Origin of the sequence: Fenollaria massiliensis (assembly GCF_023347705.1) — a bacterium.
GTDB lineage: Bacteria > Bacillota > Clostridia > Tissierellales > Peptoniphilaceae > Fenollaria > Fenollaria massiliensis.
Genome location: NZ_CP096649.1, coordinates 1208258 through 1231954 on the forward strand (window position 1 = coordinate 1208258; position 23697 = coordinate 1231954).

The window sequence follows — 23697 nt, forward strand, 5'->3', positions numbered from 1 at the left end:
AAACATAAAAGAAATATTAATCAGACTCGATAAGTTGCAATAAAAAAGAATACCCTTATGCAAGAGCATTCTTTGAATAAAGAAGAATTTTCTGACCTTTTTCAGTATAGGAAAAACTATGAAAATCACTTATGGGAAGGAAGTGGAGAGATAAAATGCTATAAGCAGATAAACTTATATCTTTTTAAGATTATTTACAAAATTTTACTCTAAGCTTATTATATTACTTAAGGAGATCCTACTAGATGACCTACGAACATTGTTATAGGAAGTAATAAAATCAAAAGGATATTTAATGCCATAAACAACTTATCCTTTTCCTTTACCCCATATACTAAACCTATTAGTCCAATAATTGGCAGAAAAACATTAATGTGAAATTTATAATAATCTTTATGAATTTCATGAGCATCTATATAATTACTTGATTTGATTTTTATTTCACATCCACCATTAAATTTACAAACAACTTCATAAATACCATCACTGGAAAAATTTAATGGATATTCAACATTTTCATCATGATTTATAACTCCAATATATGCCAATTTATCCATTATTATCCACCATAAAATTTACTACTATATCTTTTAAGAGACATTTTAAAAATAAAGAAGGTTAACAAAAACAAAAATGTTCTTGATAGTAGTAGTTTTATATAATCATGTTGTAGTAAACTTAAAACTTTTATAGTCATCGGAAATGTAATATATCCACTATTAACTACTAAAAGTACCATTAATAAAATGTAATAGTTTATATAAGTAAACAAATCCTTTTTTAATAGTAATAAAATAGATAGAACTATATAACTTGCAGATAGAATTTCTAAAATTGTTAATACATTAAACTTAATACTAATTAAATACACTTCACCTGTTATAAAATAATTAATTCCTTGAAAAAAAATTTGTCCCAAAATATAAAATATTAATTCAGTCCCCAAAATAATATAAAATATCTTTCTAATATTCTTTTTCTCGTTAATTGAATATATTACCATATAGTCTTTCTGTATACATATAAACTTTTCATTTATTACATTTAATACAAAAATAGGCACCAAGAATATTAAAAATACTTGATGAGTCAAAAGACGAAATAAGGAGTTACTCTAGCACTTTTATTGTTTTTTATTACTTCCATTGCATATTCTTCTCCATCTAGTTCATCTAATTCTTTAGTTGCTACTGCCATTTTCTCAGTTTAATATAGATCCTTGCCTAGCTTATCAAAATCGCTGAAGTTATTTATAAGGCTATAGCAATGCAAGTTGAAACTTAGGCTTACTAAATCTGCCATTGTATTAGGTTCTTCTGTAAAGGTCGCAGCACAAAACTTTTCTATTTCCCTTGGACTGAACCCATCAAATCTTTTCATTAAATAGTTTAGTTCATCTATATTTACATTTTTATCAGCCAGTATATTTGAAAATCTTTCATCCCTACTGCCTTCTATATAACAGTTTGACCTTGTACTCATTTCTATTCCTAATTCATTGCATACCTCTTGTAGTTTATCTTCCTCCATTGGAATCCATATGGTTTTTCTTTTATCATCATCCCTTGATTTTTTAATAGTTATATTCAATCTTTTTCCTCCATTCTATTTATTAATTAAAAATAACTCTGTCCCGTATCTATTGATTAAGGCAGAGTTAATTATTGATTTAAATATATAGTCATCTATTAATTCCCTATCTGCTAGCTCATTGATTCTTATACACTCCTTTCCAGTTGATAGGGTCTTTGCAGTTTGGTATAAGGCATAGCCATTGGTATCTATATCCCGAAGACATATTTGTTTTAAGCCAAACTTAACATTTAAAATATGATTTTCAGAAACCTTCCATAGATTTTCATCGGCAGTAAGTAAAAATAGGATAGCAATAAATCTTGGGGATATATCATGAATATCTAGATCTTGGTTTCGAAGAAAATTATAGAATCTTTCTTTGTGGTTATGATTTAAAAAGATTTCCCCCTTGAAATTATTTGCTAGACTTTCTAATCTTTCCTTTAAATAATAATTATTTATCTTTCCAAAGCACTCTCTGACTAGATCCTTATATCTACATCTATCCACATTGATTTTGAAGTTTGAACCAATGTGTCCACACTCCTTACAATCATCATCAACATTAATCACACCAATCTTGCAATCTCCATCACCCCCTTGGCAATTAAAATAATTATTGATGATTATTCCATTTCCTCTTGGCTGGAAATTTGGAACCATAACCATCAATTGCTCTATTCCTTCCAAGGATGTACCATACATAAATAATTTTGACATTGTTCCCAATCCTTTCTTTCTATTTTTAAGCATAAAAAAATGACGAAGTTTATTGGTCTTTAGTTGACCTAAACTTCGCCACCATATTCTCGATATTTAATCTTGATTTATATACAAATAGATGTATTAGAATATCAGATATTCTAATACATCTATTTGCTACATTTCAAATTCCTTTAAATATTATTTCTTCATTAATTAGTTGCACATATACCTACTATATCAATAAATTTTGAGTTATCATTGACTATATTAGTTGCTATTATCAGAATAGTCGTCGATAACTATATTTTCGTGCAAATATGCAAATAAGTAAAATGATAGTTATGTTATATCATAATAATTGAAAATAATAGAATGCATTTTTCAATGTAATAAGATTAAGCGTTCTCTTAAAGTTAGAGAACGCTTAATTATTTTTAATTTATTGAAATAATTTGTAACTATTGAAAACAGACAAAAATTGTTCATTGGATAATTTATCAAGATCAGTAACATTCGCATGCTTCAGCACCTGTCTTAATTGATTTTTAGTAAAAAGAACATGATATTCCCTGTTTACCCATTTATAAACGAAAAATCTATACTTTTTGTAGTCCTTCTTTAAAATAAATGGTTTATGCCTTTCAAGTACAATCAATACAGAATCTACATTAGGCTTAGGGTGAAAATATGCTCGTGGCACTTTTTTAAGAATTTTTATATCCATTTCCACCATTAACAGCAAACCTAAAGCTCGTTGGGTATTTTGCAACCTTTTAGCAAATCCCCTCTCTACAATAAGGTAGCTATATTTCGCTTGACTATCAAAAGCAATCTTTTTTACAATATCAGTACTAATATTGTAGGGAATATTACCAAATATTTTATAGTCTGTATTTTTAGGAAAGCTAAACTTCAAAATATCCTCATGAATAACTTTTATATTCTGAAAAGGTTCAACTGCTTTTTTCGTGGCATGACATAAACCTTCATCAATCTCTATAGCATTCACCCGTTGACTCATTTCCACAAGTTCCTTGGTAAAATGTCCTTTTCCTGACCCAATTTCTATTATTTTATCTTGTTTATTGATATTCGTATATTTTAATATTTCCTTTACATGCTTTTTAGATGTAATGAAATTTTGCGTATTTTTCGGGTTTTTCTGTTTCATTATAACCTTCTCCTTGCCGGTTATAATGAACTAATCTTAAGAGCTCATTATAACCAATTATTTTTGGTTTAGTTGATAATGAAATCTCTCAATAACAAATATAGAAAACATACCCATACCTTTACCTCCTTTAATTTTTTTCATTATAAATGAGATAAAGTAATATCTACTACTGCAATACATGTACACATATTTAACTCCTCCTTATGCAACTGATTATATCACTTTTAATTTCTCTATTCAATAAAGTTCTGTGCTAATCTACCTCACCCTATGGATTTTTAATCCCGAAACATCAAATGTCATCTGTCAAATGCCCTATTTAAAAGGGTCAAAAAACGGTATTTTTTAGCCTGTTTTTGACCCGATTTTCGTACTCAAACCACTACATGTTGTGGTTGACTCCTATTATTCCTTGTCCAAACCACAATACGTCATCAGAATTGCTGCTTCAACGTGTGTCGAGTTGCCTTGATAGCTATCAAAACTGCATTCTCAACCCCTAAGGTTATGGGGAACATATCCACGCTCGTAGATGGAAACATATCAAAGATTGGCTCTCGTTTGTAGGAACATATCGACTGTAATTATTTCATTTTCAAGCCTTTATCGATAGCTTCCTGAATAATCTTATGACAACAAACTCCCAACGGATTGTTTTCTTTACAATTAGAATTTTTCATTGCCCCAGTGATGGCATTTACTTCTTTTACGGATTTCGCGCCATGCTTTACAACTGCTTCAATTACCTGATTTTCTGTGACTTCGCTACAATAACAAGCATACTTAGGATCTGCATCTTTCTTAAACCAGATAGGAACTCTAACTTGGTCTTTCAAGAATTTTATTTCATTATCTAAGTTATAGTAAACAACGTCGCAGTCCTCGTTCATGCAAATCTTATATTGATCTCCGTTAACAGCATTACGATAATCATCTACCACTAGATGTTCAACAGTTACTTTACTAACGGAAATCCCTTCATTATTACATACAGGACAATTGTCTTTAATTTGATCCGGCTTTTCTGTTTTGCATCCACAACAACATTCATTATTAATCTTCATATTCTTAGCCTCCATATTTTCATTATAATTTCTTTTTTAAACTAGGTAAAACCAATTTCATATACTTGTCATTTATTAATAGCGTCAAACATTTTAGCTGGTGTTAATTTACTTAGCTCCCTGTTGTCAGCCAACGCACGTGTAGCTTTTTTGTGTATAAACACATCAGCGTCATGTTACCCATTGCTCGGCATTCTTCTAATGAACCCAAATACATGGAATGGCAACCCTTTTTTAGACAATTTATAACCGAACATTATCAAGCTTGAAAGTTTCTTTAGATTATAAAATATATTCTCAGACAATCAAGGGTAAAGGCTTCGCCCAAATTTCGTTGAAATTTGCCCTTGACAGTCTGTTCATATATTTTATTTAATTTATGAAACTTCCAGAGCTTTTTATTCTGCTTTTCTATATTCTACTGGTGTTTTATATCCTAAAGATCCATGAATTCTTAGGTTATTATACCAATATACGTATTCTGCTAATTTTAGATTAAGTTCTTGGAAATTAGTAAAGTTCTCCTGATATATGAATTCTGTCTTCATTACTTTATTGACTGCTTCGCTTACTGCGTTATCATATGGGCTTCCTTTTTTACTTAGCGATCTTTTTATCCCAAATACCTTTAATATTTCTTCTATTTTTATATTTTTAAATTCTCTTCCTCTGTCTGTGTGAAATATTTTTATACGATTTAGTGGCTGCCTTATTGAGTAAAATGCTTCTGCTACTAGATTTGCATCTTTGTTTTTACCTGATGAGTATCCTATTATTTCACAGCTGTTTAAGTCTATTATTAAACATATATAATTCCATGTTTTTCCTACTCTTACATATGTTAGGTCGCTTACTATTGCTTCTAAATAGTCTCTATTGTCAAATTATCTATTTAAAAGGTTAGGGATGTCTTCTTCGTTGCATTTGGATCTTATTACTTTATATTGTGCTACTGTATAGTTTGAGACTAGACCATTTTTCTTCATTATTCGGCCTATTTTTCTTCTCGATATTTTATATCCAATTTTCCCTAGTTCTTTTTTTATTTTGCGTGTTCCACAGTTGTTTCTACTTCTTCTGAATATTTCTTTTATTTCTTCTATTAGTTTTTCATCTTCATCTAATTTCACATCTTTTTCTTTGTTCAAATGATAATAGACTAAACTTCTTGTGACCCCAAGTAGTCTACACATTGCACTAATGCTATATTTATCTCGGTTCGAGATAATGAGGTCTATTTTTTGCCTAACAGTAGTGCAGCTTGCTTTAAAATATCATTCTCCATTTCAACCTGTTTCAATTTTTTACGAAGTCTGATTATCTCTTTTTGTTTCGCATCCACATTATCAAAATGGTTACTCTAAGCAGCACACCAACTATTTATTTTTTGAGTTTTAAACTTTGGTAGAAGTCTTGAACTCTTTATATTTACATAACTATTTGCCTCTATCACTATTATGACACGAAACCCTGCACAATGATCTAAAATTTTCAATTCTAACAAGTCTTTTTCAGTATTTTTAACTTCATAAAAACCTCTTTGGCAATAATGCCTAATTCTTCTTTAGTTGTTAAAATTTTTTATTTTACCATCATCGTTCCCCTGATTTTCAATTAATCTTCTTAGGTTATATAAGAAGTACATATCTTTTTAATCTTAAAGTTTTTAAGTCTTAATTTTAAAATTTTCAATCTTAGATATTATTTAAATCATTCCAAAATGCTCTAAAGCATCTTCGATTGCTTTTTCTTTTTCTTCTGGGCAATTTGGCACTCTTTGATTTTCTTTCTTACTAAAATTATAATTTTCTCTCTCTATTAGACCATGTTTCCTTTTTATTTGTGCAATATATAGGCTTGAAACTTTTAGTCCGTATTTATCTAACACATACTTTTTAATTTCTCCATAAGTTGCGTCTTTTGAAAAGTCAATTTCAGATAATTCATCTTCCCCTATTTCTATATCTAAATGATGTTCTGTATTTAGTTTGGACAACAGAGCTACCGTCTCCACATGGCTTGTCTTAGGAAAGTTATCAAATACTTCCACTAGCTTTATCGTGTAGCCTGCCTCTATAAATTCTTTCAAGTCATTGACGTGCGTTTTTGGATTGCATGAAACGTAAATTATTTTCTCTGCCTTATAATCAATTAATTTTTTCAAGGCTTTTGGATGAACTCCCTCGCGCGGCGGGTCTATGACTATGGCGTCTGGCCTTTCATATACTTCATCTATAACTTTTAAAACGTCTCCGTTAATTACTTCTACGTTATCTATGTCATTTAACTCACATGTTAGACGCGCCTTTTTTGATGCTTCCTCGACTATTTCTATAGAATAAACTTTTTTTGCTTTTTTCGCAAGTATTTGCGCTATGGTTCCTGTGCCTGAGTATAAATCAAAAAGCACGTCAAGTTTTTCCTCGTCTAAAAGCTCTTGGATGCGTCCATACATCCTCTCAGCTGCTCTTGAATTAGTTTGGAAGAATGAGAATGGTCCTATCTTAAACTTTAGTCCAAGAAGTTTTTCGTCAATATCTTCTTTGCCATAAACAAGAATTAATTCATCTGCTTGAACGACGTCTGATAAACTGTCATTTTTTGTATGATAAATGGATTTTATTTCGCCATCCAAGTTTAAATTAAGAAGCATTTGTATAAAATCTTCTTCAATATTATAATCAGATGTCGTTACTAAATTTATAAGTATTTCCTTTGTAAAAAATGCTTTTCTTATAACAAGATGTCTTAAAGCGCCCTCATGAAGCTTTTTATGATAATATTTTAAGCCTTTTTCTTTAAAATAATTTAGTGCCGCTACGCGAATTTTTGTGAAATCAGCGTCTACTATGTTGCAATCGTCTGTTTCAATGACTTCGTAGAAACGCTTTTTCTTGTGAAGTCCAAGGCTTAAGGTCCTTGCCTCGTCGCCATTATCCGAAAAAGTGTATTCCATCTTGTTTCTATAGCCTTCTACTTCAAGTGATGGATGAAAAACTATATCTCCACTAAAAACACTTTTATATAATTTTTGAAGCATGTCTTTTTTTATTTTATCTTCATCTTCATAAGAAAGTGTTTGATAAATGCAGCCGCCGCACTCTTTGTAAGAAGCGCATGGAGTGCCAGTCTCAAACACGCTATCTTCAAGCTTTTCGATTACATCACAGATGTAGGCGCCATTCTTTTTTCTTTTAGTTCTTAAGCGAAGCTTTCGGCCTAATATTTCATTTTTCACGACGTATTTTTTATCTTCATAAAAAGCAAAAGCAAGGTTTGGATACTCTTGCTCTTGTATAATTAAATCTAATTCTTCTCTTTTATTTTTCAAGTTTCTTCACCATAAAATCTATAAGTTTTTCTGCTGGATCTTCCAAATAGTTTTGTTCCAAGCTTACAAGGATATTGTCCCTAACAAAGTCATTGTTCATAAAGGTATTTAGTGCTTCTACCTCGCGATAAGTTTTTGATGAAGCAAGTATAAGCTGATGATTTGTTAAAAATTCAACGTTTCTTGCCTCTTGTCCTTGAATTGGATCAACAACTATCATCGGTAGACCCTTGGCGATGCACTCACTTGTAGTAAGTCCGCCCGGCTTTGTAATTATGATGTCAGCTGCACTATAGTACTCTTCGATGTTTGATACGAAGCCAACTATCTTTATATTGTGTCTTAATTTCATTTTTTCAATCTTCTTAAGAAGTGTTTTTCTCTTTCCTAAAAAGACTACTACTTGAAAATCATTTGGCAGCTTGTCTATCCTCTTTAGAGCCTTGTCAACTCTAACGTGGCTCATGGATCCACTCATAAGTAAAACCGTTTCTTTGTCTTCGTCTAGTCCAAGCTTCCCCCTCATTTCTTTTTTATCAAGATGCTCAAAAAATTTCTTGTGTATAGGTATACCAAAGTGAAGAGCCTTCTCTAGTGGTATCTCTTTTCTTTGCATTTGTATATCGAGGTCCTTGTGAGGCAATACTAGATAATCAATTCCCTCACTGTCTTCCCAAAATGGATGTACAGTAAAGTCTGTGATGATGCCTACTGTTAATCCAGTGTAAAAACCATCAAGTACTAGGTCACTTAATATGTTCGCTGCAAATACATGTGTTGCTATGATGGCATCTGGCTTAAAATCATCGATAAACTTTTTTATCTCGCCAGTTAATGTTTTTTGCGCTAATTTACGCGGCTGAGCACTGTTAGTCTCTTGAACTTTTTTATCCGCTGAGTCATAAGCTGCTCCATAAAGCGTCGGGAAATAATTTATGCTCATATTGTAAAAACCATTGGCAACATCTTTAAGCCAATTGCTATTGATTTGGCAAATGTCTATGATTGCGCTTTCAAATCCGCGGCTCTTAAGCTCGTTGTCTAAACTTCTAGCTACTGAGTTATGTCCTTCACCAGCAGTAGCTGTTAATATAATAGTTTTCAAATCTTTCTCCTTAATCTATATGCCTAACATCATTTTTGCTACAGCAAAGTAAACAATTAATGATGTGGCGTCTACTATAGTCGTGATTAGTGGCGATGCCATGATGGCTGGGTCAAGTTTTATCTTCTTCGCGCCAATTGGAAGAAGTCCACCAACTAATTTAGCTAGCATTACTGTAAACATAACGGATATGGATACTGTGATGGCTATTTTGGGGTCTTGGTTTGGATGAAGTAGTTTTATACGTCCATAGTTAACTATAGCTAAAACTACACCAACCATGATTGATACTTGAAATTCTTTCCAAAGCACTTTAAGTGCGTCTTTTGGCTCTATCTCGCCAACTGCTAGACCACGAATAACTAGTGTAGCACTTTGGCTACCAGCGTTACCGCCTGTATCCATCAGCATCGGGATGAATATTAGTAGTGATGGTATCGCTGCGATATAATCTTCAAAGCGCTGTAAAATTGATCCAGTTAGTGTAGCTGACACCATTAAGAACAGTAGCCACGCTATCCTGTGTTTTGCTAGCGTTATAGGTGGTGTATCAAGGTATTCGTCTTCGGATGGACTTAAGGCAGCCATCTTTTGGAAGTCTTCTGTTGCTTCTTGTTCGATGATGTCGATAACGTCGTCAACTGTGATGATACCGACCATTCTTTCTTCGTTATCAACTACTGGTACGGCAACGAAGTCATACTTTTGTATTACTCCTGCAACGATTTCTTGGTCTTCATAAACATTGACATAAACAACATCTGTGTTCATGATATCTGCAATAACTTTGTCATCATCTGCCATAACTAATTCTCTTAGTGAGACGATGCCCTCTAGCTTTCTATTATCATCAACTACATATATAGTATAGATAGTTTCTCTTTGTAGGCCGACTTTTTTAAGTCTTGCCATAGCTTCTTTTACTGTTAATGTCTTCTTAACCGAGCAGTACTCGATTGTCATTATACTTCCAGCAGAATCTTCTGGATAGTTTAGGAACTGATTAATTAATTTTCTTTCACTTGGAGTAGATTTCTCAAGAATCCTATCAACAATATTAGCTGGCATCTCTTCAAGCATGTCAATCTTATCGTCAAAGAAGATCTCTTTAAGAATGTACTCTACATCCGCATCAGTACTTGTCGCAATGATGTCTTGTTGCTGCTCCGAGTCGAAGTATGTAAATACATCTACTGCTTTATCTTTAGGAAGGAGTCTGAAGATAACTGTCGCATCAGTTACCTTCAACTCGTCCAAAATTTCAGCTACATCGGCGGCATTCATACTAGAGAGCTTTTGAATCAGGGCTTTTGGCTTTTTTCCTTTGTATAAGTCTAATATTTCATTTTTATCTTGTTCAAGCTCTATTTCTCTTCTGTCGTTGTCCATGATGAATACCTCCTTTTATAGTATTTTTAAATATTAATTGTAGATTTGATCAGCTGTAAAGCCGTTTCCTAATCTAATATAGAATCTTAATAATTCTTCTAATGCATAAGCTGGAACTGGTCCAACTAGTTCTGATGACTTAACTGTAACGCCATAGCTTTCTGCTTCACTCTTGATAGTTTCAAAAACTCTGTGGATAGGTGTTAATTCATAATTAACTAAGTTCATTGATACTTGAGTGCATTTTTGATCTTCGATCGGTAGAGCTATAGCTCTTACTGCTGTGTATCCGCCAGTCTTTGCTCTAACTGATCTCATAACAGCTTTAGCGATTTCCATATCTTCAGTATTTAAATAAACGTTAAAAGCAATAAGTGGGAATCTTGTTCCAGTTACTGTTGCTCCGCTCTTTGGATTGAATTTTCTTTCGCCTTCGTCTGGTGTCCAATTTTCAGCGTCTTTAAGTCTTTCTTCAAGGCTTTCGTACTCGCCTTTTCTTAGCTTAACTAGTGATTTTCTGTCTTCTCTAGTAGCTGAGTCTTCGTAATAAAATACTGGAACGCCTTTTGAGCCAACATATTTACCAAATGCATGAACTACTTCGTTCATTTCATCTGTACTCATGTCCTTAACTGGTACCCAAGCTGCTACGTCAACAGCTCCTTGACGAGGATGTGATCCATGTTGAGTAGTCATATCAACTCTTTCAAAAGCAACATCTACAAGTCTTTTAGCTGCTTCTAGAGTATCTTCAACTGAACCCTTAAAAGTGAATACACTTCTGTTGTGGTCACTGTCGTAGTTAAGGTCAACCATAGTTACCTTGTTATCTTTTAGCACGGCTTCTTTGATTGCTTCGATAGTATCCATGTTTCTTCCTTCAGAAACATTGATTTCCGCCATAATTGTTTTCATAATTTACCTCCTAATATTTAAGACTAGCATATAATTTAGTCTCATCTTTAGAGAAAAATCTAAAATTTGCCTCACCGTCATTGATTTCGTAGGCAATTTCAACATTTTCTCCCAAAAGACACTGCTTTACATACTTAAGTCTTATGCTCTTTATATCTTGATTTAATATTTTTATAATTTCATCTATATATACTGCATTATTAACATGGTGGTATGAGTCAATATATTCTTTCTTTATACAAAAGCTTGATATATTAGCTTTTCCATCGTATTCTTCAAGCTCAAGGTCCTCATCATCAAAAAGCTTTTGAAAATCATTTCCAAAATCATTTGTCCTAATGGGTCTCATGCTGGATTTATCCACATAGATGATCTCACAAGTCGCCTTGATTATGCTCTTGCCACTCGCTTCAACGATAAATTGTCTGTATGAAAAGAAGCGATTGACTCCAGATGGCGTTGTATGAACTGTGATAGCGTCATAGTCCATATTATAGAATTCATCCATAAAATCAATACGCCACTTATATATCATCCAAGCTACTTTATCGTCTTTAATCCCATGGGCATAAAGCTGAGCAAAGGCCGCATCGACCATAGACTCAACTGCTTTTTTTATACTTTTTTCCTTAAATTTATAATCTTTTGTATATATTTCCATGATATTCCTTATGTAAAGCCCTTAAAAAAGGGCTCTTAATTACTCATTTAAAGCTTTCATCAAGCGTTCTAGATCAAGTCCGTGAACTTGGCAAGCTTCTTCAATTGATTCCATTTGGCTTGAAGGGCATCCAACGCATCCCATACCGTGTTCCATTAGGATGTATGCTGCTTCTGGTTTTGCTCTTAGTAAATCTCCTATTAGCATGTCTTTTGTTATTTCCATAATATCACCTCTCTTTGTATATACCCAAATTGCTTTATTTATTTTTATTTGTTTTCTAATTTGTCAGCAACTTCATCAGCTATTTGACGAAGTTTCATGTAATCATCCATTGTAGGCGCACTCTTTGTTTCAACTGTTGTCTCAACTTTATCCATAGCTGATGCGTCTCTGAATTTTTCAAGTGCTTTTAATGCTCCACCTGACCAGCTATATGAGCCAAATACAGCTATGATTCTATTTTGTAATTTGTTCATATCTAAAACGTTGACTAAATCATGCATTAGTGGGAACAAATCGTTATTGTATGTGCATGAGCCAAGTATAAGCGCTTTATACTCCCAAATTTCGTTTAGGATGTAGGACTTGTGTGTCTTTGATACGTCAAACATCTTTATATTTTTAACGCCTCTTTCAGCAAGTCTTCTTGCGATAGCTTCAGCCATCATCTCAGTATTGCCATACATTGATCCATAAACAATTACTGCACCGTCCTCAGTCTCTTGCTTAGACCATTTGTCATAGCATGCTATAATCTTATCTGGATTTTCTCTCCAAACCGGTCCATGAACAGGGCAAACCATGTTTATCTTAAGATCTGCAAGCTTCTTAAGAGCTGTTTGAACTTGTCTTGAGAACTTTCCTACTATGTTTGAATAGTAACGTCTTGTCTCAGATCTATATAAATCCCAGTTTATCTCGTCATCGAAAATTGTTCCATCAAGCGCACCAAAACCGCCGAAAGCATCTTGTGAGAATAATATGCCTGATTTTTCTTCGTAGCTAACCATTGATTCTGGCCAATGTACCATAGGTGTCTTGATAAATTTAAGTGATACTTCGCCCAAGTCAAGAGTATCGAAATCATCAACAAGGATTAGATTGTCCTTAACACTATAGAAGTTTTCAAGAAGTTCAAAAGTTTTCTTGTTACCAACTAGTTTAACATTTGGATAAAGATCGATTATAGTTTCAATCGCACCAGAGTGGTCTGGTTCCATGTGATGAATAACTAAATAATCAAGGTCTCTTCCCTCAAGCACTTCTTTTAGCTTTGTCACAAAGTCATCTACCTTTGTTATTTTTACTGTGTCAAGTAAGGCGGTCTTTGTTGACTTAATTACATAAGAGTTATATGAAACACCTCTTTCAAGTGGCCATTGATTTTCAAATAATTGAGTTTGTCTGTCATTAACTCCGATGTAATATAAAAAATCATTTATTTTTACTGATAACGTGTTCATTAATATCACCCCAATTCATTATATAATAAAGGAAGAATTTTTTCAAGCACTTTATAAGCTTTAAGCTATTATTGTCATAGCTCTTGAAAAAAGAAAGCCTTCGTTATATAATAATAGAAAGATTATTTGTTAGGAGTAAAATTATGTTACTTAAAGATATATTATTGGGCATTTGTGATTATACTGGCGATGAAAGCATAGAAGACATCATCTACAATAGTAAATATGCCCAAAAAGGCACTCTCTTCGTTGCGCTTAGAGGCGCTCTTAGTGACGGCCACAAATACATTAAAGATGCTTATGAAAAAGGTGTTCGCGTCTTTGTCGTCGAGGACGATAGCATGGCACATGCTTATATTGATGCCACTTTTATAAAAGTTAATGACACAAGAAAGGCTCTTGCTACTATCTCAAGAAACTTTTTTAATAAACCAGATGAAGATATCAAGATGATAGCGATAACTGGAACTAAAGGCAAAACTACTACAGCTAATATCATATATGAAGCGCTTAAAAAGATGGGTGCAAAACCTGGAATCATTGGTACCAACGGTGTTTTTTACGCCGATAAAGAGGAAGCTGTTGATAATACTACGCCAGAGAGCTATGAAGTCTATAGAATTCTTAATAATATGCGCAAAGAAAAAATCACTCACTGCGTTTTGGAAGCTTCGTCCATCGGCCTTAAGATGAAAAGGCTTTATGGAATTAATTTTGATATCGGCTTATTTACAAATATTTCGCACGATCACATAGGCGGCATCGAGCACCCAGACTTTGATGATTATTTCCATAGCAAGATGCTTTTGAAGGATATTTCCAAAAAATTTATTTATAATAAAGACGATGAAAAACTTAGAGAGACTATAAAAAATGGAATTAATTTCTCAATAAATGAAGAAAGTGATTATAAAGCCGAAAATATAGTTATTTCTGACGATATATTTAAAATCCAAAGTGATTTTGATATAAATGGCAAAGTTTTTGAAGTAAAAAGCATATCTAAATATGATATCTATAATTATCTCGCAGCCATCAGTGTTTTGAAGGAGATAGGATACGATTGGAGCGAAATTATAGACGCGGTTAAAAATATTTCAATTCGCGGCCGCTTTGAAGAAATAAATGTTAATGATAGGCTCTACATCATTGATTATGCTCACAATTATATCTCTTTAAAGTCAATTCTTGAGACTTTGAAACATTTTAAGAAAAATAAAATAATTACTGTTTTTGGCTCTGTCGGTGGAAGAAGTGAAAAAAGACGTGAAGAACTTGCTGAAGTAAGCGATGAACTTGCTGATATAAGCATAGTCACATCGGACAATCCAAATTTTGAAGACCCAGCTAAAATCTGTAATGAGATTGCTTCTTTTATAAAAGGAATTCACTATACTGAGCCCGATAGAGAAAAAGCGATTGAATTAAGCTATGAACTTTCTGACAAAAATGACATCATTGTCGTAGCTGGCAAGGGCCACGAAACTTATCAGCTAATTAAGGGCGAAAAGGTCCACTACTCTGACAAGGAGTGCATTTTGAAATTAAAGGAGGCGCATGATGCATAAATTTAAACGAAGCATAATATTTTTGCTAATAGTTTTAATGCTATGTACAAATTTAAGCTTTGCAAAAGATTTAGAAGTTAAAGATACAAGAGCATATATACTCTACAATGTAGAGACTGACTCCATCATATCAAGCTCCGCGAACATTAATGAAACAGTGCCCATAGCCTCGGTATCAAAGCTTATGACCTTTTATATAGCACTAAATAAATTAAAGAGCGGCGATATTCACGAGAGTGACGAGATTGAGATAAAAAAAGAAGACTGCTACCCAACTGGCAATAGACTAGGAATAAAACCTGGAGAAAAATACACTCTTCATAGAATGCTTGAGATAATGATGACAAACTCGTGTAATGATGTTACAGCCGCCATAGCAAGGCACATAGCTGGCAGTGAAGCAGCTTTCGTAACTATGATGAATAAAAAAGCAAAAGAGCTTGGATATAGTGGCGCAATATTTTATAATGCTCACGGTCTTCCTCGCCTACCCGACCTTAAGCAAAACTCAATGTGTGCGAAGGACGTACTTGATTTAACGAAGAGAATAATCAAAGAGCATCCTAACTATATTGACTATACCATGACAGTAGCGATCGATTACCCTGAGAAAGATTATCACGATGACAACACCAACCCGCTTTTTGGTCGTGAGGGAGTTACTGGACTTAAGACAGGAACTACGCGTGATGCAGGATTTTGCTTCGTAGCAACTTTTCATAGCCTTGGTGATGGAATAAAAACCGAAGATAACGAGATAATCTTTGTTATGCTTGGCGCCAAGACAAAGGCACTAAGAGAAGAAAATTCAGCCACAGCCTATGAATATGCCTTAGAAAATTATTCAAAAAAGATACTTCTTTCAAAAAAATCAAGCAAAATCGCAAAATATGGTCTTGATGATTATAAGGAAGAAATGCTTGAGATAGAACCAAAAGAGGACTTCGTTCGTTCGCTTAACAACGGTATTGATACAGAGACAAAATTTATTATGGACGCAGATCTTGATTATAGCCGCATAAAAAAAGATGATAAAGTTGGTGAATATAAAGTTTACATCGATGGTGAAGAAGTTTTTAAGACAGATGCCATCGCTATGAATAGCCTGACAAAGAAAACTATCTTCGATAGAATATATGAGTTTTTTATGAATGTATGGAGCTTTGACAAAGTAAGTGCAGCCGAATAATATAAGTGTAGAGATAAATTAAGGTAGCTAGCAAATTGCTAGCTACCTTTTTTGCGTCAAAACTATTTGTTATCTTTTAATTTTTCATTCATTAACTTTGCCACCTTTTTATATTTCATGTATTGCGCATACCATAATAAAAAAGCAATTCCAACAGGTACTATAAGCATCTTAAGTATGTCACCTAGTCCGTAGCCTTCTTGTATAAAGCCGAACTTAAGAAAAACTAGTATCATTATCCCTACCCCTGTGCACATATATATGACTGACTTAAGCGCTATGCTCATAGATTTAAGATCATATATAAGCGAAGGTATGCCGTATCCAAGACCTATTAATAATGTTGCAATCATCGCCTTAGTAAAGCCATATGATCCAAGCTCAAGCACTCCACCTGAAACTTGCTCTTTACCTATAAGGCCAAAAACTGTAAAAAATAAAGATACTGATATAGCATATAACGTAGACTTAATTAATTTTTTAAATTTCATAATAACACCTCATATTCCTAAATAATTTTTCAAATCGGTTATATAGTTTCTTGTTACATAATCTTTCAATGAGTTTCCAAGAAAGACTGTAAAGTTTCCACTAAAACCAGCCTCAACACGCTTTAATTTTTCTGCATTGATTATCACCTGCTTTGAAATGCGTATAAAATTCTTGGGAAGCCTCTCTTCAAAGCTTTTTAAACTGTCCTTAGATAGGTATCTATCACTTTCAAGATATATCGCTAGCCCCTCAGCCTCCACTCTTAAGAGATAAATCTCCTCTGGCTTAATTATGATTTTGCCATCATCCTTTTTTACGATGATTGGTTTACTGGCACTATCTAATAATGCTACTAGTCTCTTGACTTCGTCAGTGACTTTATCAGTTCGAATAAGTATCTCTGGCTCTTTGTATTCGTTTGAGAGCTCTATATTAACTTTCATACTATATCCCCCTTTCTTGTTTTAATTATAACATGAGTTTCTATATATGTAGTTGTTTTTCTTCTATGATACATTTAACAGTGCTTAAGATGCATAAGAAAAGCCCTGAATAACTTCATGGCTAAATCTATATACTTGTTTATTTTTTAATCTTGTGTCACCAAAGGCCATTTTTTACAGGATATATGAGTTCTTTATGAATGTTTGGAGCTTTGATAAAGTAAGTATCTAGATAAATTAAGGTAGCTAGCAAATTGCTAGCTACATTTTTCGTACAAATAAACTCATAAATACTCCAAGTAATGATCCTATAAAATTCAAAATTATATCGTCTACATCAAAAAATCCTATTTTAAAAAATAATTGTATAAGCTCAATTGAAAGTATTACTCCTAGGCAAATTATAAGTGCTTTAAATACATTTTTGGGGTTCTTATTCGAAATAAAAAATCCCAAAGGAATAAAAATTACAATGTTAGCCGCAATATTTTTAAAAGCATAAGTCTCTGTAATATTTTTCAGGTATGGAGACATAGTTCTAAATGGAATTAAATTTATATTTCTAAGAACATCTTTTTCATTTTCTATTATACTATTATGCAATGAAATTATCCTTTCAAAGCTGCCATCAAATTTTAAAACGACAAATAGAATTAAAAAGAGAATGTAGATAGAAAATAATATTTTTATTAATTTTTTATTTTTCATTTCTTATGCTCCTAATATTTTAAAGGGGAAAGAAAATCTCTTCCCCCTTTAATCATATACTTTATTGAATTATTTATTTCCTAAATCTTGTGTTACCTTTGCATCTTTTAAGTCTATCAAACCGTTGTCATACAAGTGGCATGCGCAGAAGTGTTCAGGCTTTAACTCCTTAAGTTCAGGTTCAATTTTGTGGCAGATGTCCATAGCATACCTACATCTGTTAACAAATTTACATCCTGGTGGAGTGTTAATTGGTGAAGGCACTTCTCCTTCAAGCTTGATTCTATTCTTTGCTGATCCTGCATGTGGGTCTGGTACTGGTATAGCACTCATTAAAGCTTGTGTATATGGATGAAGTGAAGCTTCATAAATTTGTGAGCTTTCTGCAAGTTCAACGATTGAGCCAAGATACATTACTGCGATTCTGTCAGAAATGTGCTTAACCATGGACAAGTCGTGTGAGATGAACATGTATGTTAAGCCAAGTTCGTCTTGAAGCTTGTTTAGTAGGTTAACGATTTGTGCTTGAATAGATACGTCTAGAGCTGAGATAGGTTCGTCGCAGACAATGAATGATGGTTCTACAGCAAGTGATCTTGCTATACCAACTCTTTGTCTTTGTCCACCTGATAGCTCATGTGGGTATCTAAGAGCGTGTTCCTTATTTAGACCTACTTTGTCAAGTAATTCATTTATCTTAGCTTGTCTTTCTTCATGACTATAGTTGAAGTGAACATCCATACCTTCAGCAATGATATCACCAACTGTGATTCTTGGGTCAAGTGATGCATATGGGTCTTGGAAGATATATTGAGCATTCTTCTTAAAATCAATAGCTTCCTTACCTCTAAGTGAGTGAATGTCTTTACCGTTAAATAAAGCTTGTCCCTTAGTTGCTCTATACATACCAAGAACTGTTCTACCGCAAGTTGTCTTACCGCAACCAGATTCACCTACAACACCGAATGTTTCGCCCTTGTAGATATCAAAGTTAACATTATCAACAGCTTTAAGAACTTTACCCTTACCAACGTTGAAGTGTTTACTTAAATTTTTAACTTCTATAAGTTTTTCAGTAAATTTAGCCATTAATATGCTCCTCCTCTCATTGCATCCCAATCAATATCTCCAGCTAATTCATGTTCTAGCCAGCACCAGTTGTGATGTGTTGGAGAAAGTTCAGTCTTTGGAGGATGTACCTTTTTACAGATTTCCATAGCTCTAGAGCATCTAGCTGCAAATGGGCATCCTGGTAATGGTAATAATAAATCTGGTGGTGTACCACCTAATGCTCTTAGTTCAACGTCTTTTGCGTGAACCTTTGGAATTGAGTTAAGTAGAGCCCATGTGTATGGGTGTCTAGCATTGTAGAAGATCTCATCTGTAGTTCCTTCTTCAATGATATCACCAGCATACATAACTTGAATTCTCTCAGCAAAGTTAGCAACAACGCCAAGGTCATGTGTTACAAGTATGATGGCTGTATTTAATCTCTTCTTAAGATCTTGAAGTAAATCAAGGATTTGCGCTTGAATTGTTACGTCAAGAGCTGTTGTTGGCTCGTCTGCAAGAAGAAGTTTTGGATTACATGAAAGTGCAATCGCAATCATAACTCTTTGTCTCATACCACCTGATAATTCATGTGGATAAGCTTTAAGTCTATTCTTTGCTTCTGGTATTTGAACTAGTTCAAGCAAATCAGTAGCAACCTTGTCAGCTTCAGAGCCGCTTAAGTGTCTGTGTATCTTTAATGCTTCTTTAATTTGATCGCCAATTCTCATTGTTGGGTTTAAAGAAGTCATTGGGTCTTGGAATATCATAGATATATCGTTACCTCTAAGGTCTGTTAACTCTTTTGAGTTCATAGCTAAGACATTCTTACCGTTAAATATAATTTGTGATTCTTTTTTTATTTCACTACTATCCTTTGGAAGTAGTCTCATTAGTGATTTTGCTGTAACGCTCTTTCCGCATCCACTTTCACCTACGAAAGCCAATGTTTCACCTGGATAAAGGTGGAAGTCTAAACCTCTAACAGCCTTTACTTCTCCAGCGTAAGTATGGAAAGAAACGTTAAGATTTTTAACATCTAATAGTTTTTCTCTGTTTTCCATCATTAGCCTCCTACTTTCTTAGTTTTGGATCAAGTGCGTCTCTAAGTCCATCACCAAGAAGTGTAAAGCATAACATTGTTATGGCTATCATTAGTGATGGGAAGAACATTTGATGTGGTAAGTACATGAAAGTAGCTGTCGCTTCAGAACACATAATACCCCATGATGTTGCAGGTGATTGAAGACCTATACCTAAGTATGATAGGAAGGCTTCTGAGAATATAAATCCTGGAACGTCAAATGTAATACCTACTATAAGTATAGGCATTGCGTTTGGTATTAAGTGCTTAGTAATTATCTTCCATGAGCTAACACCAAGTGTTCTAGCTGCAAGAACGTACTCTTGTGCTTTTATTCTTAAAACTTCAGCACGAACCATACGAGCTGTACCTGTCCAGCCTGTTATAGTAAGGGCTAAAAGCAAAGTCCATAAGTTTCTTGTTTCAAGTCTGATTTGTAATACGATAACAACTAGTAAATATGGTAGAGATGCTAGAATTTCTAGTATTCTCATCATAGCCATATCTACAATTCCACCAAGATATCCAGATATAGCGCCATATAAAAGACCAACTATAGTTGATATCAAAGCACCGGCAACACCAACTATAAGTGATGTTCTACCAGCAAAGAAAACTCTTGTGAATATATCACGGCCGGAGCTGTCTGTACCAAACCAGAATTGTGAGTTTGGTGTTATATCTTTTAATTTCGATTGAATTTTTGTAGGACTATAGCTGTTAAAGTATGGTCCAAATATAATTAAAAATATAAGTAATCCTAGTAGCACAAGTGCTAGCATAGCTACTTTATTTTCTTTTAATCTTCTCCATGCATCTTGCCAAAAAGATATTGAAGGTCTAGCAATAAGTTCTGCTTCTTCATCGTTTTTTGGTATCCTTTTGAACATCTCAGGAGTAAGTTTTAAATCTTTTTCTTCCATGTTTACCTCCTGATTAATCTTCTGTAAGTTTGATTCTTGGATCGACTATAACATATAGTACGTCTACAATAAGTGTTGCAACAACAAATAAGAATGCAAAGAATATTGTAGATGAAATAATCATTGGATAGTCTCTATCTTGAATTGATGTTACTAGGAAGAAACCTAGTCCTGGTATAGAGAATATCTTTTCAATAACGAATGAACCAGCGAAGATACCGCCGATTTGTGGTCCAAGTATAGTTAGTGACGGAATAAAGGCGTTCTTAAATACGTGTTTCCTTACTATATTAAATTCACTTACGCCTTTTGCTCTTGCAGTCAAGATATAGTCTGAGTTGATAACTTCTAGTACAGAAGATCTCATGTATCTTGCATAAGTAGCTATAGTACCAAAGCTTAGAGCTATAACAGGAAGAACCGCGTTCTTAACTGAGCCCCAGCCCATAACTGGTAATAATGCTAATTTATTTGCAAAAACATATTGTAATAATGTTGCTAGTACGAATGAAGGTAGTACTATACCTATAATTGCAAGGAACATTACTAGGTAGTCAGGCCACTTGCCTCTGTTTAAAGCGGCAATTATACCTAAAACCATACCTAAAACAAAGCCTATAAATAAGGCAGTTCCGCCTAAAGCACCTGATATAGGTGCAGTTTTAAAAATTCTGTCAGCAATCTTTACACCTGGATATGTAATTGATTCGCCAAAGTCTCCTTGAGTCATGTTTTTAAGGAACAATCCGTATTGTTCATACAACGGCTTATCCAAACCATACTTCTTCTCAAAGTTAATTCTAACTTGTTCTGGTAAATTCTTTTGTACTCTTGCTGTCAAAGGATCCCCAGGAATAGTATGCATTAGATAAAATGTTGCAGTAGTGATTATAAAAAGAGTGATGAATAAGTAAATAACTCTTTTTACGATATACTTTATCATATTATCCTCCTAATTTCTTCTTATAATCTAAGAAAAGGGGAAAAATCCCCTTTTCCTAAATTAAATTTTGTTAAAATTACTTTCTTCCGCTTGTGAATATTCTTGACATACCCATTGTAGAGAAGAAGCTGTAGTTAGCGTTTCTGATGTATGATCTTCTAAATACGTTAGCAATTCTGTGAATTACTGGGCTTAGAGCTGCGTCATCATATAGAAGAATCTTTTCTGCATCGTGGAATAATTGAACACGTTTATCAGCGTCTTGTTCAACTTTAGCTTCGTCTAATAGCTTATCAAATTCTTCGTTCTTGTATCCTGTAGGATAAGCAGCTGTTTGTGAATGACAAGTTTCTAGGAAGTTTGATGGGTCGTTGAAGTCTGCACCCCAAGCTAACCATGCAATATCCCAACCTTTACCAGTTTGAACGATATTGATAAATTGTGACCAGTCTTGGTTATCTACTTCAACTTTGCATCCTAATGCTTCTTCTAGACATTGTTGTACGAATTCTCCAGAAGTTCTTCCTTCTTGAGATGTATCTGAACCCATTAGCTTGATTGTAACGCTTGATGGATCTCCTAAACCTGCTTCCTTAACGCCTTCTTCAAATAAAGCCTTTGGATCTGGATTGTCTTCAGCTAATTTCTTAACCCAACCTTCTCCTAGCTTGTTGAATTCTTTACCTTGTACAGTTACTGCTGGTGGTACGAAGTCAAATGCAGCTGTTGGAACACCGTTGTAGCAAGAATCGATTAATTCTTGTCTGTCAAGAGCTATAGAGATAGCTTGTCTAACCTTGTTGTTTGCAGTGTTTGAATCTGCATTGCAGTTAAACATGAAATATGTTGTATCAGGGTTAGCTCTTACTGTGCTGTAGTAATCAGGGTTATTTAAGAATTCGCCTTTCCACTTAGGATCGCCTACACCTGCGTAGTCGATTTGACCTGCTTTAAGTGCGTTGAAAATAGTGTTTGAGTCTTTGATTATAGATACTTTATATTTACTTAATTTTACATTGTCCTTATCCCAATAGTTATCGTTCTTAACATAGTTTTGTTCAGAGTTGATAACCCAGTCTTTTAGAATGAATGGTCCACATTGTGGAGCAGTTTCTGGACTTGTTGAGTAAGTGTCTTGGTATTGTTCAACTAAGTCTTGTCTTTGTGGGAAGAAAATTCTTGTTGTTACAATATCGATAAAGAATGGAACTGGATGTTCTAGAGTGATTTCTAGAGTTTTGTCATCTTTAGCTACTACGCCTACTTCTGAATAATCAGGTTCTTGACCTTCAGCTAATTTAGTTTTGTTAACTTTTTCAGCTCCCTTGATATAGTATGTGTTGTTAGCATATGGACATGCTGTTCTTGGATCTATACATCTCTTGATACCATATTCATAGTCTTTTGCAGTTACTGGAGTACCGTCGTTCCATACGTTTCCTTCTCTAACATGGAATGTATAAGTAAGACCGTCCTCAGAAAGATCCCAGCTTTCAGCTCCAGCTGGTACATATTCAACTGAACCCATTTGTCCTTTTACGTCTTGAATTCTTACAAGTGGTTCAAGAATGTTAAGTAATATACCGTTACCATAACTATCGCTTCCCTTAGCAGGGTCTAATGTGTTTGGATGAGCTGTATCAAATGTGTTTATATATTGATCAGCATCTGGTTCACCGTCTGTTGGCATTTCAGTTAAAGCGCCTGTATCTGCAGGAGCTTCTTCCTTGCCTTCTTCTTTTCCTTCATCTGTTGTAGCTGGTTTGTCAGCATCAGCTGGTTTATCAGCTGGCTTACAGCTTGCTAGTACGCTTATAGCCATTACTAAAACTAGTAATAAAGCTAAAAACTTTTTGCTTTTCATTTTAATTTCCTCCTTAAAATAAAATTAGTATCTACATTGACTATTATA

23 protein-coding genes and 1 pseudogene are annotated in these 23697 nt (G+C 33.9%); 2 read left to right on the top strand and 22 right to left on the bottom strand.

What is annotated here, in order from left to right; all coding sequences use genetic code 11:
• Positions 1-227: 227 nt before the first annotated feature.
• The 14 genes and pseudogenes from M1R53_RS05985 to M1R53_RS06045 form a co-directional block, all read right to left on the bottom strand.
• Positions 228-557, bottom strand: coding sequence for a hypothetical protein (locus M1R53_RS05985; RefSeq protein ID WP_000359188.1), 330 nt, complete (start codon positions 555-557; stop codon positions 228-230).
• A 649-nt stretch (positions 558-1206) separates the two neighbouring features.
• Positions 1207-1590 carry a hypothetical protein gene (locus tag M1R53_RS05990; RefSeq protein WP_001027813.1) on the bottom strand — a complete coding sequence of 128 codons (384 nt, stop codon included), beginning with the start codon at positions 1588-1590 and terminating at the stop codon, positions 1207-1209.
• 15 nt (positions 1591-1605) lie between these two features.
• Entirely contained in the window at positions 1606-2295 is a 690-nt protein-coding gene (locus M1R53_RS05995) for a hypothetical protein (protein ID WP_000039974.1), read from the bottom strand.
• A gap of 424 nt (positions 2296-2719) precedes the next feature.
• On the bottom strand, positions 2720-3451 hold the full coding sequence (gene erm(A) / locus M1R53_RS06000; RefSeq protein ID WP_000810833.1) for a 23S rRNA (adenine(2058)-N(6))-methyltransferase Erm(A): 732 nt from the start codon (positions 3449-3451) through the stop codon (positions 2720-2722).
• A 57-nt stretch (positions 3452-3508) separates the two neighbouring features.
• Positions 3509-3634, bottom strand: a complete 126-nt coding sequence (locus M1R53_RS07635; protein WP_017650677.1) for an erythromycin resistance leader peptide — start codon at positions 3632-3634, stop codon at positions 3509-3511.
• 404 nt (positions 3635-4038) lie between these two features.
• Positions 4039-4518 carry a Csac_0668 family 2Fe-2S cluster-binding (seleno)protein gene (locus M1R53_RS06005; protein WP_000700631.1) on the bottom strand — a complete coding sequence of 160 codons (480 nt, stop codon included), beginning with the start codon at positions 4516-4518 and terminating at the stop codon, positions 4039-4041.
• Between the two features lie 398 nt (positions 4519-4916).
• Positions 4917-5866, bottom strand: a pseudogene (locus tag M1R53_RS06010) (IS3 family transposase); the annotation flags it as partial.
• Between the two features lie 357 nt (positions 5867-6223).
• Positions 6224-7849, bottom strand: coding sequence for a 23S rRNA (uracil(1939)-C(5))-methyltransferase RlmD (gene rlmD / locus M1R53_RS06015; protein ID WP_249242355.1), 1626 nt, complete (start codon positions 7847-7849; stop codon positions 6224-6226).
• Positions 7839-8954: an MGDG synthase family glycosyltransferase gene (locus M1R53_RS06020; protein ID WP_249242356.1), complete on the bottom strand. Its 1116-nt coding sequence runs from the start codon at positions 8952-8954 to the stop codon at positions 7839-7841. The genes rlmD and M1R53_RS06020 overlap by 11 nt, the downstream gene beginning before the upstream one ends.
• Positions 8955-8969: 15 nt before the next feature.
• Positions 8970-10343, bottom strand: coding sequence for a magnesium transporter (gene mgtE / locus M1R53_RS06025; RefSeq protein ID WP_249242357.1), 1374 nt, complete (start codon positions 10341-10343; stop codon positions 8970-8972).
• A gap of 33 nt (positions 10344-10376) precedes the next feature.
• On the bottom strand, positions 10377-11258 hold the full coding sequence (ftcD, locus tag M1R53_RS06030; RefSeq protein WP_019214018.1) for a glutamate formimidoyltransferase: 882 nt from the start codon (positions 11256-11258) through the stop codon (positions 10377-10379).
• A 10-nt stretch (positions 11259-11268) separates the two neighbouring features.
• Positions 11269-11919 carry an acyl-ACP thioesterase domain-containing protein gene (locus tag M1R53_RS06035; protein WP_249242358.1) on the bottom strand — a complete coding sequence of 217 codons (651 nt, stop codon included), beginning with the start codon at positions 11917-11919 and terminating at the stop codon, positions 11269-11271.
• Between the two features lie 39 nt (positions 11920-11958).
• Complete coding sequence (locus M1R53_RS06040) at positions 11959-12144, bottom strand: DUF1858 domain-containing protein (protein ID WP_019214020.1); 186 nt, start codon at positions 12142-12144, stop codon at positions 11959-11961.
• A 44-nt stretch (positions 12145-12188) separates the two neighbouring features.
• Positions 12189-13385 (bottom strand): FprA family A-type flavoprotein, encoded by a 1197-nt coding sequence (locus tag M1R53_RS06045; RefSeq protein ID WP_249242359.1) that lies wholly within the window; start codon positions 13383-13385, stop codon positions 12189-12191.
• Positions 13386-13528: 143 nt separating this feature from the next.
• On the opposite strand from M1R53_RS06045, the gene M1R53_RS06050 reads away from it, so the two are divergent.
• A complete protein-coding gene (locus M1R53_RS06050) occupies positions 13529-14953 on the top strand; it encodes a UDP-N-acetylmuramoyl-L-alanyl-D-glutamate--2,6-diaminopimelate ligase (RefSeq protein WP_249242360.1) in 1425 nt (474 codons plus the stop codon).
• Complete coding sequence (locus tag M1R53_RS06055) at positions 14946-16142, top strand: D-alanyl-D-alanine carboxypeptidase family protein (RefSeq protein WP_249242361.1); 1197 nt, start codon at positions 14946-14948, stop codon at positions 16140-16142. The genes M1R53_RS06050 and M1R53_RS06055 overlap by 8 nt, the downstream gene beginning before the upstream one ends.
• Before the next feature lie 62 nt (positions 16143-16204).
• Here M1R53_RS06055 and M1R53_RS06060 read toward each other — a convergent pair whose 3' ends face one another.
• The 8 genes from M1R53_RS06060 to M1R53_RS06095 all read right to left on the bottom strand — a co-directional run bounded on the left by M1R53_RS06060 (position 16205) and on the right by M1R53_RS06095 (position 23649).
• Complete coding sequence (locus M1R53_RS06060; protein WP_019214024.1) at positions 16205-16633, bottom strand: DUF3021 domain-containing protein; 429 nt, start codon at positions 16631-16633, stop codon at positions 16205-16207.
• A gap of 9 nt (positions 16634-16642) precedes the next feature.
• Positions 16643-17077 carry a LytTR family DNA-binding domain-containing protein gene (locus M1R53_RS06065; protein ID WP_249242362.1) on the bottom strand — a complete coding sequence of 145 codons (435 nt, stop codon included), beginning with the start codon at positions 17075-17077 and terminating at the stop codon, positions 16643-16645.
• Between the two features lie 261 nt (positions 17078-17338).
• The gene (locus M1R53_RS06070; protein WP_249242363.1) at positions 17339-17785 is read right to left on the bottom strand and encodes a VanZ family protein; all 447 of its coding nucleotides are present in this window, start codon (positions 17783-17785) and stop codon (positions 17339-17341) included.
• A 69-nt stretch (positions 17786-17854) separates the two neighbouring features.
• Positions 17855-18874 (bottom strand): ABC transporter ATP-binding protein, encoded by a 1020-nt coding sequence (locus tag M1R53_RS06075; RefSeq protein WP_019214027.1) that lies wholly within the window; start codon positions 18872-18874, stop codon positions 17855-17857.
• Positions 18874-19899: an ABC transporter ATP-binding protein gene (locus tag M1R53_RS06080; RefSeq protein WP_019214028.1), complete on the bottom strand. Its 1026-nt coding sequence runs from the start codon at positions 19897-19899 to the stop codon at positions 18874-18876. The genes M1R53_RS06075 and M1R53_RS06080 overlap by 1 nt, the downstream gene beginning before the upstream one ends.
• A 10-nt stretch (positions 19900-19909) precedes the next feature.
• Positions 19910-20842, bottom strand: coding sequence for an ABC transporter permease (locus M1R53_RS06085; protein WP_019214029.1), 933 nt, complete (start codon positions 20840-20842; stop codon positions 19910-19912).
• Between the two features lie 13 nt (positions 20843-20855).
• Positions 20856-21785 (bottom strand): ABC transporter permease, encoded by a 930-nt coding sequence (locus M1R53_RS06090; protein WP_085839572.1) that lies wholly within the window; start codon positions 21783-21785, stop codon positions 20856-20858.
• 76 nt (positions 21786-21861) lie between these two features.
• Complete coding sequence (locus tag M1R53_RS06095; RefSeq protein ID WP_249242364.1) at positions 21862-23649, bottom strand: peptide ABC transporter substrate-binding protein; 1788 nt, start codon at positions 23647-23649, stop codon at positions 21862-21864.
• Between the last annotated feature and the right edge of the window lie 48 nt (positions 23650-23697).

Excerpts from the sequence above, each read along its gene's own strand:
- M1R53_RS06095 (WP_249242364.1), bottom strand. The coding sequence starts at position 23,649 with ATGAAAAGCAAAAAGTTTTTAGCTTTATTACTAGTTTTAGTAATGGCT.
- M1R53_RS06065 (WP_249242362.1), bottom strand. The coding sequence starts at position 17,077 with ATGAAAGTTAATATAGAGCTCTCAAACGAATACAAAGAGCCAGAGATA.
- M1R53_RS06050 (WP_249242360.1), top strand. The coding sequence starts at position 13,529 with ATGTTACTTAAAGATATATTATTGGGCATTTGTGATTATACTGGCGAT.
- M1R53_RS06075 (WP_019214027.1), bottom strand. The coding sequence starts at position 18,874 with ATGGCTAAATTTACTGAAAAACTTATAGAAGTTAAAAATTTAAGTAAA.
- M1R53_RS06085 (WP_019214029.1), bottom strand. The coding sequence starts at position 20,842 with ATGGAAGAAAAAGATTTAAAACTTACTCCTGAGATGTTCAAAAGGATA.
- M1R53_RS06045 (WP_249242359.1), bottom strand. The coding sequence starts at position 13,385 with ATGAACACGTTATCAGTAAAAATAAATGATTTTTTATATTACATCGGA.
- M1R53_RS06090 (WP_085839572.1), bottom strand. The coding sequence starts at position 21,785 with ATGATAAAGTATATCGTAAAAAGAGTTATTTACTTATTCATCACTCTT.
- ftcD (WP_019214018.1), bottom strand. The coding sequence starts at position 11,258 with ATGAAAACAATTATGGCGGAAATCAATGTTTCTGAAGGAAGAAACATG.
- M1R53_RS06035 (WP_249242358.1), bottom strand. The coding sequence starts at position 11,919 with ATGGAAATATATACAAAAGATTATAAATTTAAGGAAAAAAGTATAAAA.
- M1R53_RS05995 (WP_000039974.1), bottom strand. The coding sequence starts at position 2,295 with ATGTCAAAATTATTTATGTATGGTACATCCTTGGAAGGAATAGAGCAA.
- M1R53_RS06060 (WP_019214024.1), bottom strand. The coding sequence starts at position 16,633 with ATGAAATTTAAAAAATTAATTAAGTCTACGTTATATGCTATATCAGTA.
- M1R53_RS06040 (WP_019214020.1), bottom strand. The coding sequence starts at position 12,144 with ATGGAAATAACAAAAGACATGCTAATAGGAGATTTACTAAGAGCAAAA.
- M1R53_RS06005 (WP_000700631.1), bottom strand. The coding sequence starts at position 4,518 with ATGAAGATTAATAATGAATGTTGTTGTGGATGCAAAACAGAAAAGCCG.
- M1R53_RS06080 (WP_019214028.1), bottom strand. The coding sequence starts at position 19,899 with ATGGAAAACAGAGAAAAACTATTAGATGTTAAAAATCTTAACGTTTCT.
- M1R53_RS06070 (WP_249242363.1), bottom strand. The coding sequence starts at position 17,785 with ATGAAAAATAAAAAATTAATAAAAATATTATTTTCTATCTACATTCTC.
- M1R53_RS07635 (WP_017650677.1), bottom strand. The coding sequence starts at position 3,634 with ATGTATTGCAGTAGTAGATATTACTTTATCTCATTTATAATGAAAAAA.
- M1R53_RS05985 (WP_000359188.1), bottom strand. The coding sequence starts at position 557 with ATGGATAAATTGGCATATATTGGAGTTATAAATCATGATGAAAATGTT.
- mgtE (WP_249242357.1), bottom strand. The coding sequence starts at position 10,343 with ATGGACAACGACAGAAGAGAAATAGAGCTTGAACAAGATAAAAATGAA.
- M1R53_RS06055 (WP_249242361.1), top strand. The coding sequence starts at position 14,946 with ATGCATAAATTTAAACGAAGCATAATATTTTTGCTAATAGTTTTAATG.